15 protein-coding genes and 1 pseudogene are annotated in these 15,219 nt (G+C 70.9%); 8 read left to right on the top strand and 8 right to left on the bottom strand.

The genetic code is table 11. The features are described from left to right. Positions 1-81: 81 nt before the first annotated feature. From FNH04_RS25365 to FNH04_RS25350, 4 genes are all read left to right on the top strand, one after another. A complete protein-coding gene (locus FNH04_RS25365; RefSeq protein WP_152788033.1) occupies positions 82-633 on the top strand; it encodes a carboxymuconolactone decarboxylase family protein in 552 nt (183 codons plus the stop codon). Between the two features lie 150 nt (positions 634-783). Then, positions 784-1,893 carry an alcohol dehydrogenase catalytic domain-containing protein gene (locus FNH04_RS25360; RefSeq protein WP_194236808.1) on the top strand — a complete coding sequence of 370 codons (1,110 nt, stop codon included), beginning with the start codon at positions 784-786 and terminating at the stop codon, positions 1,891-1,893. 183 nt (positions 1,894-2,076) lie between these two features. After that, the gene (locus FNH04_RS25355; RefSeq protein ID WP_322723818.1) at positions 2,077-2,388 is read left to right on the top strand and encodes a LysR substrate-binding domain-containing protein; all 312 of its coding nucleotides are present in this window, start codon (positions 2,077-2,079) and stop codon (positions 2,386-2,388) included. A 276-nt stretch (positions 2,389-2,664) separates the two neighbouring features. Next, positions 2,665-3,531 (top strand): 3-hydroxybutyryl-CoA dehydrogenase, encoded by an 867-nt coding sequence (locus FNH04_RS25350; protein WP_152788031.1) that lies wholly within the window; start codon positions 2,665-2,667, stop codon positions 3,529-3,531. 217 nt (positions 3,532-3,748) lie between these two features. Here the strand turns inward: FNH04_RS25350 and FNH04_RS25345 are convergent, their stop codons facing one another. After that, on the bottom strand, positions 3,749-4,699 hold the full coding sequence (locus FNH04_RS25345) for an AraC-like ligand-binding domain-containing protein (protein WP_152788029.1): 951 nt from the start codon (positions 4,697-4,699) through the stop codon (positions 3,749-3,751). 505 nt (positions 4,700-5,204) lie between these two features. On the opposite strand from FNH04_RS25345, the gene FNH04_RS25340 reads away from it, so the two are divergent. From FNH04_RS25340 to FNH04_RS25330, 3 genes are all read left to right on the top strand, one after another. After that, positions 5,205-5,402 carry a hypothetical protein gene (locus FNH04_RS25340; RefSeq protein ID WP_152788027.1) on the top strand — a complete coding sequence of 66 codons (198 nt, stop codon included), beginning with the start codon at positions 5,205-5,207 and terminating at the stop codon, positions 5,400-5,402. A gap of 250 nt (positions 5,403-5,652) precedes the next feature. After that, positions 5,653-6,834, top strand: coding sequence for an acyl-CoA dehydrogenase family protein (locus FNH04_RS25335; RefSeq protein ID WP_152788025.1), 1,182 nt, complete (start codon positions 5,653-5,655; stop codon positions 6,832-6,834). Beyond that, positions 6,831-7,334 carry a flavin reductase family protein gene (locus FNH04_RS25330; RefSeq protein ID WP_152788023.1) on the top strand — a complete coding sequence of 168 codons (504 nt, stop codon included), beginning with the start codon at positions 6,831-6,833 and terminating at the stop codon, positions 7,332-7,334. The genes FNH04_RS25335 and FNH04_RS25330 overlap by 4 nt, the downstream gene beginning before the upstream one ends. A 547-nt stretch (positions 7,335-7,881) precedes the next feature. Here the strand turns inward: FNH04_RS25330 and FNH04_RS25325 are convergent. The 6 genes from FNH04_RS25325 to FNH04_RS25300 all read right to left on the bottom strand — a co-directional run bounded on the left by FNH04_RS25325 (position 7,882) and on the right by FNH04_RS25300 (position 13,707). Continuing rightward, a complete protein-coding gene (locus tag FNH04_RS25325) occupies positions 7,882-8,847 on the bottom strand; it encodes an electron transfer flavoprotein subunit alpha/FixB family protein (protein WP_152788021.1) in 966 nt (321 codons plus the stop codon). 105 nt (positions 8,848-8,952) lie between these two features. Further along, on the bottom strand, positions 8,953-9,735 hold the full coding sequence (locus tag FNH04_RS25320; protein WP_322723816.1) for an electron transfer flavoprotein subunit beta/FixA family protein: 783 nt from the start codon (positions 9,733-9,735) through the stop codon (positions 8,953-8,955). 26 nt (positions 9,736-9,761) lie between these two features. Next, positions 9,762-10,937, bottom strand: a complete 1,176-nt coding sequence (locus FNH04_RS25315) for an acyl-CoA dehydrogenase family protein (RefSeq protein ID WP_152788019.1) — start codon at positions 10,935-10,937, stop codon at positions 9,762-9,764. Positions 10,938-11,063: 126 nt separating this feature from the next. Next, positions 11,064-12,299 (bottom strand): CaiB/BaiF CoA transferase family protein, encoded by a 1,236-nt coding sequence (locus FNH04_RS25310; RefSeq protein ID WP_322723815.1) that lies wholly within the window; start codon positions 12,297-12,299, stop codon positions 11,064-11,066. Between the two features lie 87 nt (positions 12,300-12,386). Then, a complete protein-coding gene (locus tag FNH04_RS25305) occupies positions 12,387-12,818 on the bottom strand; it encodes a zinc ribbon domain-containing protein (protein WP_152788017.1) in 432 nt (143 codons plus the stop codon). A gap of 412 nt (positions 12,819-13,230) precedes the next feature. Continuing rightward, entirely contained in the window at positions 13,231-13,707 is a 477-nt protein-coding gene (locus tag FNH04_RS25300; RefSeq protein WP_152788015.1) for a MarR family winged helix-turn-helix transcriptional regulator, read from the bottom strand. 46 nt (positions 13,708-13,753) lie between these two features. Between FNH04_RS25300 and pip the strand changes: the two genes are divergently transcribed. Next, positions 13,754-14,713 (top strand): prolyl aminopeptidase, encoded by a 960-nt coding sequence (gene pip / locus FNH04_RS25295; protein ID WP_322723813.1) that lies wholly within the window; start codon positions 13,754-13,756, stop codon positions 14,711-14,713. A 321-nt stretch (positions 14,714-15,034) separates the two neighbouring features. On the opposite strand, the pseudogene FNH04_RS25290 reads toward pip, so the two are convergent. Beyond that, a pseudogene (locus FNH04_RS25290) lies at positions 15,035-15,219 on the bottom strand (hypothetical protein); the annotation flags it as partial.

Below are 15,219 nucleotides of genomic sequence, written 5' to 3'. Positions count from 1 at the left end.
CTTTCGCAGGCCCCCTTCCCCTGCCCTTTCGCAGGCTCCCTTCCCCTGCCCCTTCGTATGTCCGTCCCCCAAGGAGACGCCATGGCGCGAGTGCCCTACCTTCGCCGCGAGGACGCGGACGAGTCCCTGAAGCCGCTGTACGACCGGCTGGAGACCGAACGCAAGGTACCGACCGCGAACATCTTCCTCGCCCTCACCAACGCCCCCACCCAACTGGACGCCTTCCTCACCTACGCCAACTCCCTGCGGGCCGCCGACCTCAGCCCCCGCTTGCGTGAACTGGCCATTCTGACCGTGGGGTACGCGACCCGGTCCGCGTACGAGGTCGCGCACCACCAGTCGCACGGCCTCAAGGCCGGACTCACCGAGGAACAGCTCGCGGCGGTGGCCGACTTCGAGTCGTCCGACCTGTTCGACGAGACCGAGAAGGCGGTGATGCGCCTCGCCGAGGAGTCCACAGTCCGGGTCGATGTCTCCGAGGAGACATGGCGGGCCGCGGCCGACCACCTGACGGACAAGCAGATGGTCGAACTGTCGTTGTCCATCGCCTGGTACAACTCCGGCGTCCGCATTATGGGGCTGCTGGGCATCGACCTCGAGGACAACTATCCGGACCCGTTCGCGAATTCGTAGTTTCCGGCGCCGAACGGCCCGTTGTCAGAGCCGTAAGGCCCTTCACCGCACAGGACGTGATTACCGAGCCGCCCATCCGCCGCCTCGGTCGCCGCAAAGGATGTCTCCGCCCCGGATCGTCGGGACGGAGCGGTTTCAAGGAGTATTTCAATGGCGAAGATGCTCGCTGCACGACTGCACGCGCTCGGTGAGCCGATGTCCGTGGACACGATCGACGTGCCCGCCCCCCGGCCGACCGACGTGCTCGTGCGGGTCAAGGCGTGCGGGATCGTGCCGAACATGGCCAACGTGATCAACAACTGGCCCACGTGGTACCCGCACCAGCCGCTGCCGAAGCTCCCCGCGATCTTCGGTCTGGATCCCGCGGGCGTGGTCGAGGCGGTCGGCGAGGCGGTGCTCAACACCAAACCCGGCGACCGCGTCTATGTGAGCCCTCTGCGGTCCTGCGGCAGCTGCCAGGTGTGCCGCGGCGGCGAGCTCAGCCGGTGCCGCTACTTCACCCTGAACGGCTACTTCAGCACCTCGCGTGACGGCCAGCGGATCTTCGACCTCTACCCCTACGGCGGCTTCGCGGAGTACATGACCGCGCCGCAGTACTCGATCGTCAACATCCCCGACAACATGACGTTCGAGCAGGCCGGCAAGCTCGGCTACATCGGCACCTCCTACGGGGCCCTCAAGCACGCCGCGGCGGGCCCCGGTCAGGTCGCGCTGATCGACGGGGTCACCGGCACCCTCGGCGTCGCCTCCACCCTCCTCGCGCTGGCCTCCGGTGTCTCCAGGATCCTCGGAACCGGGCGCAACGAGGAACTCCTCAAGCGCGTCAAGGAACTCGCCCCGGACCGGATCGAGGTCATGCGGCTGGGCGAGGGCTCCACCGGCGAGTGGGCCAAAGCCATGACCGGCGGCGAGGGCGCGGACTTCGTCATCAGTGCCCTGGGGGCCAAGGCGCCCGTGGAGACCATGATGGACTCCATGCAGGGCGTCCGCAGGGGCGGCAAGGTCGTCAACGTCGGCGGTGTGGCCGACCGGCTGCCGGTGGACGTGAAGTGGCTCATGGACGAGCAGGTCCAGCTGATCGGCTCCAACTGGTTCACCACCGCGCAGGGGCAGGAAGTCGTCGACATGGTGGCCACGGGAGCCCTGGACCTGTCCTACCTGATCACCAAGCCCTTCCCGCTGGTCAACGTCAACGAGGCGATCTCTGGACGCGCCACGGACCGCGACGGCGGGTTCAGCAACTACGTCGTGATCCCCTGAACCGCCGGTTCCAAGGGGGGATCCGGGCGTCCGGCTCGCCCGGCCCCTCTTTCACCGGTTGGGGCCCTTCAGAAGGGCCCCAACCCTGACACACAGACTCACCCCGCGGCGGTCCTGTTCTGCCCTGACACCGCCGCGGGGTGTCCATCCCTCCCACACACACGCCGACCACACGCACGGCCGGTGAACGAGGGGTACGGCTGCCGCGACCAGATTGTCGAGGCGGCTGAGCAAGGGGGCTTCAGCCCTCGGTGCGCTCCCCCGGTGCGGGACTTCATCGCGGCGCCGACGCTCGTAGGCGGTGGTCTCGCGGTGGCTCTCGTCCCCGATTCGCTGCGCCGCGTGCGGATCCCGGGGGTGGCGTACCGTCCGTCGGCGGACATACCGCTGACCACCCGTCTGGTGGGCGCCCACCGCAGGGGCGAGACCTCGCCCGCGGTCCGCGGCGTCATTCGCCGACTGCGGGAGGCTGCCGCCGGCACGGTCACAGTCTGAAACGCGATGCCCAGCAGGCGTCCGGCATGTGCCTGACGCCTCGTCAGCATGCAGTCGACCACCCGGCGCCCGCATCGTGCGGCAGCGGACGGAAGCCGGTTGCGCGCAGTCCGTTCAGGGCGCCGGTCAACATCGAACCCACGCACGTTTGTGCGCGGATACCGCACTGTCCGAGCAGGTCAGAGGGGTTGCATCCGTCCTACGCTCAACACGTCACCAGACATGGTCCCGGCGGTCGACGACCGCCGCCGGACGGAGGGACAGGCGGAGGAAGACATGACATCGATCAAGCACGTGGGCGTTGTCGGCGCCGGACAGATGGGCCGGGGCATCACCGAGGTCTGCGCCCGGGCCGGGGTGCACGTCACGCTGTGCGATGTGACCGAGGACAGGGCCCGTGCCGGGCTGGCGGGCGTGGCGGACTCCCTGCTCAAGGCGGAGAATCGTGGCGCCCTCACCCCGGAGGACCGCGCCCATGCCCTGGCCGGAATCGCGGTGACCGACGATCTCTCACGGCTCTCCACCGCGGACCTGGTCATCGAGGCCGCCGTCGAGGACGAGCAGGCCAAGACCGCGCTGTTCCGGCAGCTGGACGACGTTCTCACCGACCCCGCCGCCGTACTGGCCAGCAACACCTCATCGATCCCCATCGCCCGGCTCGCCGCCGTGACCCGGCGTCCGGAAGCGGTGGTCGGCCTGCACTTCTTCAACCCGGTCCCCGTCATGCCGCTGGTCGAGGTCATCCCCTCGCTGCACACCTCGAAGGCCACCGAGCTGCGCGTGCGTGCCTTCGCCGGCGAGATCCTGGGCAAGAAGACGATCATCGCGCAGGACCGCGCGGGCTTCGTGGTGAACTCCCTGCTGATTCCCTACCTGTTGGCCGCGGTCCGGATGGTCGGTTCCGGCACGGCGACGGCGGAGGACATCGACACCGGCATGATCGCCGGCTGCGCCCACCCCATGGGCCCGCTGCGCCTGGCCGACCTCATCGGTCTGGACACCGTGGCGGCGATCGGCGAGGCGCTGTACGAGGAGTACCGGGAACCGCTGTACGCCCCTCCCCCGTTGCTGCGCCGCATGGTCGAATCGGGTCTTCTGGGCCGCAAGTCGGGACAGGGGTTCTTCGACTACCGGGCGGCCTGAGGCATACGGCCGAGCGGTGTTCGGCGCGGCCGGGCACCATGCGTCCACACCGCCGTCACCGCCGTCGCCACACCGCCGTCACCGCCGTCACCACGCGGGCAGGACGAGGGCACGACGAGGGACGTACCGTCCCGGTCTCGGCAGTGGCCGACGCTGAGCACAGCGACCGAGTGCCCGTCAGAGAGGTCGCTTCGTCGCTCCGGAACACCTGCTGACGTCAATGACGGGCCGCGCGCGCCTCCCGGGGGCTCATGCCGTAGGCCGCCTTGAACGCGTGGCTGAAGTGGGCCGGGTCGGTGAAACCCCAGCGCCCGCCGATGACGCCGACCGGAAGGTGGTCCATGGCCGGATCGGCGAGGTCGCGCCGGCACCGGGCGAGGCGGTGTTCCCGGATCCAGCCGGAGACGGTGTACCCCTGTTCGGCCAGCAACTTGTACAGATAGCGGCGGGAGATGCGGTGGGCGGCCGCGATCCCCTCAGGGCTCAGCCCGGGGTCGGCGAGCCGCTGCTCCATGTGGATGAGGATGCGCTGGGTGAGCAGGCCCGGGCCGTCGTCCCCGGCTGCCCGGTCCGCGCCGGCGCGCTCCGCCAGCATGGTGCCGATCAGGCCGACCACGTTGTCGGCGAGCCGGAACGTGCCGCGGGCCTCGAGGTGTTCCACCTGCCGCGCCAGTTCGTACAGGAAGGGGCGCACCACCAGACCGAGCCCGTCGTGGCACGACACCGGAGTCGCCGTCACCCGCGCCAGATCGCGTTCCGTCAACTGCAGCATGGGGCGCGGGAACATCACCACGAGGCCGCTGTGGGGCTGGTCGAGGTCGTAGGTGAAGGGATGGCGGGTGTCGTAGATCACCAACTCCCCGGGCCCGACCCGGGCTTGGCGGTCCCTCTGGGTGAGTACACCGTGCCCGGTGAGCTGCAGTGTGACCTGGAAGAAGTCGGGCGCGTCGGATCCGATGTGGCGCCGGGTGCGCGCGACGGTGTGCGGTTCGGCCGTGATCATCGACATCTGTACCGGGCCCAGCCGCGCGGACTGCAGTGAGGCACGGAAGTCGGCGCCTTCGCGCGGCAGGACCTCCAGGGGCACGAGGTTCCGGCTGACGGCTTCCCGCCAGCTCTCCAGTCTTCGGGTGGTGGCGCCGTCGTCCGGCGTCGTCATTCGGGGCATGCGGCTCTCCTCCTGGCGGATACTGCCCCAGGGAGCCGGGCTCGGCCAGCCCTCTCCTTTGCCTGGAGTTTAGGTGCCCGCGAGCGTTCCTGAACCATCCGTGTCAGGGATCACAACGCTGTTGTGCCGCCGTGATCGGTACGGATGCCCGGGGCGCCGCCGAGAGCACCGCGCCGGCCGTCGCCGCCGCCCGGAAGCGGTTCTCAAACAGCCAAATACCCGGGCTCCCAGAAACAAGCGGGACATGCTGCCCCGCCCCGATCATTCGGGCAGTGGGCAGGAGGCGCCGGTGAGGTCCGTGCAGGACGAGCACGACCACACCTCACCCCCGGCCGACTGGAACGTCACCGCGGTCCCACCCTTCAGGCCGCGCTGAGCGCTTCTCGCGCCCGTCCCGCCGGTCCTGCCACAGGAGCCCGCTCCACTGGAGGACCCGCACCACTGGAGGACCCGCACCACTGGAGGACCCGCACCACTGGAGGACCCGCACCACTGGAGGAATCGCATGACCGCCACCGAGGCGCTCCCTCCGGCGCAGTCCGCACCCCGGGGCATGCCCCACGCATCCGCCGGGGCGGCCCTGCCCGGCACCGCGGACGGCAGCACCCGTCCTGTCGCGCACGCCATGCCCGCCGCCTTCGCTGCCGTCCGGTCCGCTCCGGAGCAGGTCCTGGGGCGTGCGGTCTTCGGCCGCACCCCCTGACAGGCCGCCCCGTCCGCCGGCCCGTCCGCCGGACAGGCCGCCGGGCAGGCCGTGCCCGGCAGAGTGCGCGGCCCCCGACGCACGGCGTCTTGACCGGTCGCACCGACGACGAGTCATACCCATGACGCCCAGCAGAACCGCTGCCTCGCGGTCAGGGACGCGGCCCGGGAGCCGGCGGACGGGATGCACGACGCGATCGAGAAATACCCGACGAGCAGGATCCCCGCTCGTCCGAACGAGGAGACCCATCATGACGACAATGCTCGAGACCGCTCCGTCCCAGGACCGGGAATCCGACGACAGCGTGCTCGGCCGCGTCCGCGCACACCTGCCCGGGATCGCGGCGCGCTCCGCCGAGGCCGAGGCCGCCCGGGCCGTCCCCGCGGAGATCATCACCGCGCTGCGCGAGGCCGGTGTGTTCCGGATGGCCCTGCCCGGGGCCTGGGGCGGCGAGCAGATGGACCTGGTGGAGGCCGCTCGGGTGATCCGGGAGATCTCACGGGCCGACGGTTCGACCGGCTGGACCGTTCAGGCGGCCTCGATGGCGTGGTTCTTCGTGCGGTCGCTGCCCCGGGAGACGCTTGCGAAGGAGGTCTTCGGCGACGGCGCCGACCTGATGCTCCGTGGGGCGATCGCCCCGAAGGGGAAGGCGACGCCGGTGGAGGGCGGCTACCGGCTCAGTGGCCGCTGGCCGCTGGCCAGTGGCTCGTTCACCCCGGACTGGGTGCTCGCGGGCTTCGTGGTCGAGGGTGCGCCCCCGCTGCCGGACGGCAGCCCGGACATGCGTGTCGCACTGATCCGTCCCGAGCAGGTCACGTTCCTCGACACCTGGGACGCGGTGGGCCTGCGTGCCACGCAGAGCACCGACTTCACGATGGACGACGTCTTCGTGCCCGAGCGCTTCACCGGCCCGCTGGTGGGCGCCAACAACATCCCCGCGCCCTTCTACGACCTGCCGTACTCGCCGACCGGTGCCTCGCACGACGCCGTCATCCTCGGCTGTCTGCAGGGCGCGCTCGACGATCTCGCCGAGCTCGCCGCCACCAAGCGGCCGGCGTTCAACCCGAGGGTGGTCATCGGTGAGGACCCGGTGTTCCAGGAGGGTCTCGCCGAGCTGCACGTGCGCACGGCGGCGCTGACGGCCCTGTCGGAGAACACCGGCCGCACCGTGATGGACCGGATCCTCGCGGGCGATCAGCCCACCTCCACCGAGTGGTTCACCTTCACCGGCGGCGTCGAGTACATCCACGACGAGGGCATCCGGATCCTCAACGAGATCATGACGCTGTCGGGCAGCTCGGGGCTCTACAGCTCCCACCCGCTGCAGCGTCGCTGGCGCGACGTCCGCTGCGTCTCCCAGCACGTGGCCGGCAACAACGGCTCGATGCGGAAGCTGGGCGCGGTCCTGTCGGGGCAGGGGGACGCCCGATGAGCCCGCTGGACACGGCGACGGATCCCCTCGAACTGCGCCGGGCCTTCGGCTGCTTCCCGTCCGGTGTCACGGCCCTGTGCGCACGTGGTTCCGGATCTGGTTCCGGAGCGCCCGTGGGCATGGTCGCGAGCACCTTCACCCCGGTCTCGCTGTCACCCGCCCTGGTCTCGGTCTGCATGCAGGACACCTCGGCGACGTGGCCCCGGCTGCGCGAGCGGGACCGCCTGGGCGTGAGCGTGCTCACCGAGGGACAGGACACGGTCTGCCGGTCGCTGGCCGGCAAGGACGGGGACCGGTTCGCGAGCGTCGAGTGGGAAGCCGCCGAGAACGGCAGCGTGTACATCCACGGGGCCAGCCTCTGGCTGGACTGCTCGGTGTACGCCGAGCTTCCCGGGGGCGACCACACGATCGTCCTGCTGGAGATCCACGGCCTGAGGGCCGAACCCGACCGGGCCCCGCTGGTGTTCCACGGCAGCCGCTTCCGGCGCCTGGCCGCCTGACGGTCCGACAGCCGACGCGGGAGGTCCCTCGTCCCCTCCCTGCACGTGAGGGGACGAGGGACCTCCCGCGTCGGGCCATCCTGGGCGACTCTTCCGAAGCCGCGCGCCCGCTTCGTTCCGGCCACGCAGCCGCCTGCGGCACCGGGCACCTGGCTGATCGCCCCCGGATGGCGGCGATCAGCTGCGGCACTGTGTCCTGAGTGGCCACCGTTCGGCGGTCGGCCGCGGCAGAGGAACAGCGACGCATCGAAACCGGGGTCGTACGGGCCCAGCCCGCAGGCTGCCTTCCACGGCGGATCACACCGCAGCGCGGCCACCACGTTGTCATCCGTCCGGTTCTCCAGCGCCTGCACCCCGTCGCGCAGGCCGGCCCCCGACATGCCTACGACTCCGGCCCCGAACCACATGGTCCGGGGCCGGAACGCACTGCGTCTTCGGATGTCTCCCAGCCGGCTTTCTACGACGGGCGACTTGATGCCGCGCAAGGTGGCTTCCATGTTCGTGCGGAGCTCGGCGAGCCGGAAGGCCACGGGCGACGCGAACCGCGTCAGCCGACCGCGCGGCGGGCGGCCACTTCCTGCGTGAGCTGGGGCGCCACCGCGAACAGGTCGCCCACCACGCCGTAGTCGGCGAGGTCGAGGATCGGCGCCTCCGGGTCCTTGTTGACCGCGACGATCGTCTTGGAGGTCTGCATCCCGGCAAGGTGCTGGATGGCTCCGGAGATACCCAGGGCGATGTACAGCTGCGGGGAGACGGACTTGCCGGTCTGCCCCACCTGGAACTGGTGGGGGTAGTAACCGGCGTCGACGGCGGCACGCGAGGCGCCCACCGCGCCGCCCAGGGCGTCGGCCAGCTCCTCCACCACCTTGAAGCCGTCCGCTGCTCCGACACCGCGGCCTCCGGAGACGACCACGGCCGCCTCGGTGAGCCCGGGCCGGTCGCCCGCGGGTGCTGCGCGCCGGGCGGTGATACGGGCGGATGCCGCGGGATCCGTCGCCGGCAGTGTGAGTGCCCGCTCCGCCACCTCCCCCGGGTGCTCCTCCGGCTCGAAGGCCCCCGGGCGCACCGTGATCACCGGTACGCCGTGGGTGACCTGGGAGCGCACGGTGTACGACCCTCCGAAGACGATCTGGGTGACCACGCCGGAGGAGTCCAGGTCAACGGCGTCGATCAGCAGCCCGGAGTCCAGCCGCGCGGCGAGACGCGCGGCCACCTCCCTGCCGTCCGTCGTCGCGGAGACCAGAACGGCGGCGGGAGGAGCTTCCCTGACCGCGAGTTCCAGGGCATCGACGGCAGGCGTGACGAGAAACTCGCCCGCCTCGGCGGATTCGGCCGCGTAGACGCTGGTGGCGCCCTGGCGGGCGAGGGACTCCTTGAGGCGCGCCGCGGTGCCGGGGGCTCCCACGACGACGGCGGCCGGGTCGCCCAGTCGCCGTGCGGCGGCCAGGAGTTCGTACGTGGACTTGTGGACACGTTCCCCGTCGTGGTCGACGAGGACGAGGACATCGGGCATGGGTGCCTGCTTCTCGGTCGTGCTGCCTGGTCGTGCTGCCTGATCGTGCTTGTCGGCCATGCTTGTTGGCCGTGCTGCTCGGTCGTTCCATGGGGTCGGGGCGGTTCAGACGAGCTTCCGGGCGATCAGGTGCTCGACAAGCTGCCGGCCGGCCGAGCCGTCGTCCGTGATACGGATGCCGGCCGCCCGCGGCGGACGCGGGACGGCCTCCACCACACGGGTGCGGGCCACGAGGAACCCGGCGTCGTCCGCGTCGGGGAACAGGTCGTCGAGGTCGACGGTGTCCACCGGCTTCTTCTTCGCGGCCATGATCCCTTTGAACGAGGGGTAGCGCGGGTCGTTGATCTTCTCGGTGACGCTGACCAGCGCGGGCAGCGGTGCGTCGAGCGTCGCCTCACCGTTCTCGGTCTGGCGCTCCGCGCGCACCCGTCCCGCGTCCACGGTCAGTTCCCGCGCGTGCGTCACCTGCGGCAGGCCGAGCAGGTCCGCGACGACGGCGGGGACCGCGCTCGCCTGGCCGTCGGTGGTGGCGTTGCCCGCCAGTACGAGGTCGATGTCCCCCACCCTCCGTACGGCGGCTGCCAGCACCTTCGCGGTGGTCAGCACGTCGGCGCCGTGGAGTCTGTCGTCGCAGACGTGGATTCCGCGGTCGGCGCCCATCGCCAGGACCTTGCGGATGGCCTCGAGTGCGGAGTCGGGCCCCATGGACACGACGGTGACCTCGGCGTCCACCGACTCCTTCAGCCTCAGGGCCTCTTCCGCGGCGCGCTCGTTGATCTCGTCCAGGACGAGGTCTGCGTCCTCGCGGTCGAGGGTGTGGTCGTCGGTGGACAGGGTGCGTTCGGCACCGCTGTCCGGGACCTGCTTGACCAGTACGACGATGTTCACGGTCGTCTTCCTTCAGCCTTGAGTGGTCAGCGGAACGCCGCCTGGCCGGTGATCGCCTGACCGACGACCAGCGTGTGCATCTCGCCCGTGCCTTCGTACGTCAGGACGGACTCCAGGTTGTTGGCGTGGCGCAGCGGCGAGTACTCCAGGGACACGCCGTTGGCACCGAGGATCGTGCGGCACTCCCTCGCGATGGCGATCGCTTCCCGCACGTTGTTGAGCTTGCCGACACTGATCTGCTCGGGCCGGATGCGGTGCTGGTCCTTCAGACGGCCCAGGTGCACGGCGAGCAGCGCGGCGCCGCCCAGGGACACGGTCATGTCGGCGAGCTTCTTCTGGGTGAGCTGGAAGGCGCTGATCGGCTTGTCGAACTGCACCCGTGAGTCGGCGTACTCGATGGCCGCCTGGAGCGAGTCGCGGCCGGCGCCGACCGCCCCGAACAGGATGCCGAAGCGGGCCTCGTTCAGACAGGACAGCGGGCCGCGCAGGCCCTGCGCGTGCGGCAGCCGCGCCGAGTCGGGCAGCCGTACGTTGTCGAAGTAAAGCTCCGAGGTGATGGAGGCGCGCAGCGACATCTTCTGCTTGATGTCCTGCGTGGTGAAGCCGGGCGTGCCGCGCGGGACGAGGAAACCGCGGACGCCGTCCTCGGTCTGCGCCCAGACGGTGGCCACGTCGGCGATACCGCCGTTGGTGATCCACATCTTGGAGCCGTTCAGGATCCAGTCGTCGCCGTCACGGACGGCCCGCGTGCGCATACCGGAGGGGTTGCTGCCGAAGTCGGGTTCGGTCAGGCCGAAGCAGCCGATCGCCTCGCCGGCGGCGAGGCGGGGCAGCCACTCCTGCTTCTGCTCCTCCGAGCCCCACTTCCAGATGGAGAACATCGACAGCGAGCCCTGCACGGAGACGAAGCTGCGGAAGCCGGAGTCGGCGGCCTCCAGCTCCAGACAGGCCAGACCGTAGGAGACGGCGTTGGTGCCGGCACAGCCGTAGCCCTCCAGGTGCATGCCGAGCACGCCCAGCTTGCCAAGTTCCGGGGCGAGTTCACGGGCGAAGTGCGCGTTCTCGAACCACTCACCGATGTGCGGGCGCACCCGGTCGGCGAGGAACCTGGCGACGGTGGCCTGGATCTCGCGCTCCTCGTCGGTGAGGACGGAGGCGATGTCGAGCAGGTCGAGGGGGTCCTTCAGCGGCTTGCCGCTCATAGGGGGCTCCTTGTGGTCATGGTTTGGGTGTTCGAGGAGGCGTTCGTTCGAGCGAGGTGCTCGTTCGAGCGAGGTGTTCGGTCGTGGTGCCGGCGGCGCGAGCGGTCGGCTGACCGCCCCGCCGTCTCACGCGGAGGCGGGGCCGGCGGGACCGGCGGGGCCGTGAAGGATCTGCGCGGTGTGCTGGCCCAGGTGGGGTGGGGGCAGGCGGTACTGCGCGGGGGTCCCGCTCAGTGTGATGGGGTGCGCGACCTGGCGGGCGGGCCTGCCGCCTTCTGCGTCGGCCGCTGCGGCCGGGATGTCGACGATGCCGGGAAGGCCGAGCTTCCGGGCGAAGGCGAAGGCCTCGTCGAGGGTGTTGACGGGTCCGGCGGGCACCCCGGCGGCCAGCAGGACGGTCGCCCAGTGGTCGGCGCCCGCGGCGCCGAGCCGCTTGGTCAGGATGTCCCGCAGTTCCTCGCGGTGGGCGACCCTGTCGGCATTGGTGCGGAAGCGGTCGTCGTCGGCGAGGCCGGGCTCCCCCACGGTTTCGGCGAGCGCCGCGAACTGGCGGTCGTTGCCCACCGCGAGGGCGAGCGGACGGTCGGCGGTCGGGAAGGTCTCGTACGGGGCGATGCTCGGGTGCGCGTTGCCCATGCGCCCGGGTACGACACCGGCGACGGCGAACGCCGACGCCTGGTTGACCATGGCCGACAGCAGCGAGCCGAGCAGGTTCACCTCCACGAGCTGCCCCTCGCCGGTGGCCTCCCGGTGCCGCAGGGCCGCCAGGATGCCGAGCGATGCGTGCAGTCCGGTGATCACGTCGACCAGGGCCACGCCTGCCTTGACCGGCTCCCCGTGCGCGTCGCCGGTCACGCTCATGAGGCCGCCGACGGCCTGCACGAGCAGGTCGTATCCGGGGATCGCGGCGCCCGCGCCGCTGCCGAAACCGCTGATCGAGCAGTAGATCAGTCCGGGGTGCCGGGCGCGGAGTTCGCGATGGCCGAGCCCCAGGCGCTCCATCGTGCCGGGGCGGAAGTTCTCCACCAGTACGTCGGACCCGGCGATCAGGGCACGGGCCTGTTCGAGCCCCGCCTCGGTCGTCAGGTCCAGGACGACGGACCTCTTGTTCCGGTTGACGCTCAGGAAATAGGTCGACGTGCCGTCGTGGTCCGCCGGAGGGTGCCAGGCCCGGGTGTCGTCCCCGGTCCCCGGCCGCTCCACCTTCACCACGTCGGCGCCGAGGTCGGCGAGGAGCATGGTGGCGTAGGGCCCCGCGAGAACCCGGGAGAAGTCGGCGATGTGCAGACCGTCCAGCGCGCCCCGGCCCGCCCCGTCGACTGCGCCGGCCCGTTCGTCCGGCGCGTTGTACTGGGTGCCCACGCACCCTCCTCTCTGATCGTCCCGACTACGAGGACGTGACTTGGCCGGAGCCTTTTCCGGTCTTCACCAGCGCTCGAATTCCGGTCCTCACCAGCGCTCGAAAGACGTTGCCCGGTAGGTGAGTTCGACGACGGGAAGCCCCTGCTCGAAGGGAGCGACCGCCCGCACGACACGCACCCTCGCCCCGACCGCGAACACGACCGGCGCCGTTTCGGCGACCTGGCAGACCACGGTGAAGCCCTCGTCCATCGCGACGAGCCAGGTGCTGTGCGGGGCCTGGCCGCTGCGGCGGACAAGGACCCCGGCGCCCGCGCTGCGCTCCCGTTGGAAGGCCGTGGCCCCGCAGGCACGGCAGAACGAACGGCGGTAGTCCGGAGTGCCGCACCACAGGCAGCGCTGGAAGAGCAGTTCGCCGCCGCCCGCCGGTGCGGCCGGATGGGCGGCCACAGTCGTGGTCGCTGTGACCGCGTCGTGGTCTTCCCGGAACTCGATGGGTTCGGATCTGTCTGTCTGGAGCATCACGGCCTCCTGCGACTCACTTCGGTGACCGGAAACGAGTGATCGGAATCCGATATGTCTCCATCACCCTGGCCCCGCCGAGGATCCGCGGTCAACGACGAACTGGCGCATCTTTGTGCGCGAAATGCGCTCCGTTCGCTGAGGTCAGAAGCGGTTTCTCTGCGCTAGTCTCACGGCGCCGCCCTGTGGTGACGAGCGGTTGCGGGGGCCCGGTCCTCAATGCCGTCGGCGAAGGCGAGGCCCGGCTCCAGCATGCGGATCGCTGACAACAGGCAGGGCGCCAGGAGGGAGTTGACGACGAGTCCGGCCCGGTCCTTCGCGTGGATGACCTGCTTGTCGAGGACGCCGAGGAACTGACCGGTGCCACGTCCCCCGTGGCCGCAGCCTCGTGATCACGGCTGGGGCAGCGCCCTCAGGGCCGGTACGCCGCCGCGATCCGATCCCGGAACGGGCGGCGGCGCACCGCGTCCGCGACCTCCGTCAGCAACTCCGCCAGCGGCATGGAGAGTTCCGAATCCAGCTCGGCCATCGCTGCCACCGTCGCGTCCCACTCCGCCCTGATCTGCGGCAGCAGGGCATGGGCCTTGGGTGTGAGCTCGATCAGCCGGCGGCGTGCGTCTCGCGGGTCGGGGGTGTGGGTGACCAGGCCCGCGCGGGCCATCTGGGCCGCCGTCTGGCTTGCGGCCGAGTGCGTCACACCCACCGCCGCGGCCAGGTCGCGGACCGGGAGCGGGCCTTCGGACAGGAGAGCCCGTACGACCGGGGAGAAGCGGGGCCGGTACTCGGCGAGGTCCTGCTCCTCGTAGACCTTGGCCACGTCGCCGTCGAGCAGTTCGAGGACGTGGCGGAGCAGGGTGCCCACGGCGACCTGGTCCGGATGATTCCTCATGGGGATAATCTAACAGCACTGTTGGATATGAGGAGGGTGCGTCTCAGTGGCCGAGCTCCATCCGTCCGTCGAGCCGTACGAGCAGGGCATGCTCGACGTCGGCGACGGCAACCTCATGTACTGGGAGACCTGCGGGAATCCCGCCGGCAAGCCCGCCCTCGTCCTGCACGGCGGGCCGGGGTCCGGCGCGGGGCCGTCCTGGCGCCGGCTGTTCGACCCCGCGGCGTACCGCATCGTGCTCTTCGACCAGCGCGGGTGCGGCCGGAGCACACCCGACGCCGCCGATCCGCAGACCTCGCTCGCCGCCAACACCACCCCCCATCTGATCGCCGACATCGAGCTGCTGCGGCAGCGCCTGGGCATCGAGAAGTGGCTGGTCATCGGCGGATCCTGGGGCGTGACCCTCGCCCTGGCGTACGCCGAGCAGCATCCCGGACGTGTATCCGAGCTGGTGCTCTTCAGCGTCACCAACACCACCCGCCGCGAGGTGGAGTGGGTCACCCGGGACATGGGGCGGATCTTCCCCGAGGAATGGGCCCGGTTCCGCGATGCCGTACCGGAGCGGGAGCGCGACGGCAGCCTGGTGGACGCGTACGCCCGGATGCTCGCCGACCCCGATCCGGCCGTACGGGAGCGGGCGGCGCTGGAGTGGTGCCGGTGGGAGGACGTGCACGTGTCCACCCACCCGGGCCACAAGCCCGATCCCCGTTACGAGGAGCCGCGCTTCCGGATGCGCTTCGCCCGCCTCGTCACGCACTACTGGCGGCACGCCGGTTTCCTGGAGGACGGGGCGCTGCTGCGTGACGCCGGGAAGCTCGTCGGCATCCCCGGTGTGATGGTCCACGGGCGGATGGACATCAGCGGGCCCCCGGATGTCGCGTGGCGGCTGGCTCAGGTGTGGCCGGACGCGGAGCTCGTGCTGATCGGCGAGGAGGGGCACGGGCTGTCGGGGGATGCCATGACGGAAGCCGTGGTGGCGGCTACGGACCGGTTCCGGCCGGTCTAGGACACCGGTGGCGCAGTGGGGCCCGGTGCCGCGCGGTCCGGCATCGGGCCACATGTGTGTGCGGTTCGGGATCCGGGCGACCCGCAGGCCGCGGCGGGACGTGCCGTACCCCTGTGACTCCTCGGGCGCGCGACCGGAGAAGCGACGGATGCCGAGTGGACTCATCGCGCCGGCACTCGGTGGGTCCGGCACTCGGTGGGTCCGGCATCGTCTGACTCGGAGGCCTGGCCCTCACCGCGGGCCTCGGCTGCACAGCACCGCTCCACGTCGGCGCCGGCATCACCCGCCCGGCCAGGGACCGCACGCCTTCCTGCGGGCCCCCTACGGCTCGTCGGCCGCGCCCAGGCCCGTCAGGGCGCCCACCGGGTCGAGGTCGGGGGTGCCTCTGGGCCACCAGTCCTCGCGGCCCGGTTCCGACTCGTAGGCGTACCACAGGCCGTCGCGGCCCAGGCGGAGCTGGACGTGGCCGTGGGGGTGGGTGAGGTGGTTGCGCCAGGGGCGGAAGG

The organism is Streptomyces phyllanthi (assembly GCF_009377205.1).
Classification (GTDB): domain Bacteria; phylum Actinomycetota; class Actinomycetes; order Streptomycetales; family Streptomycetaceae; genus Streptomyces; species Streptomyces phyllanthi.
This window is presented reverse-complemented; position numbering and strand designations above follow the sequence as displayed.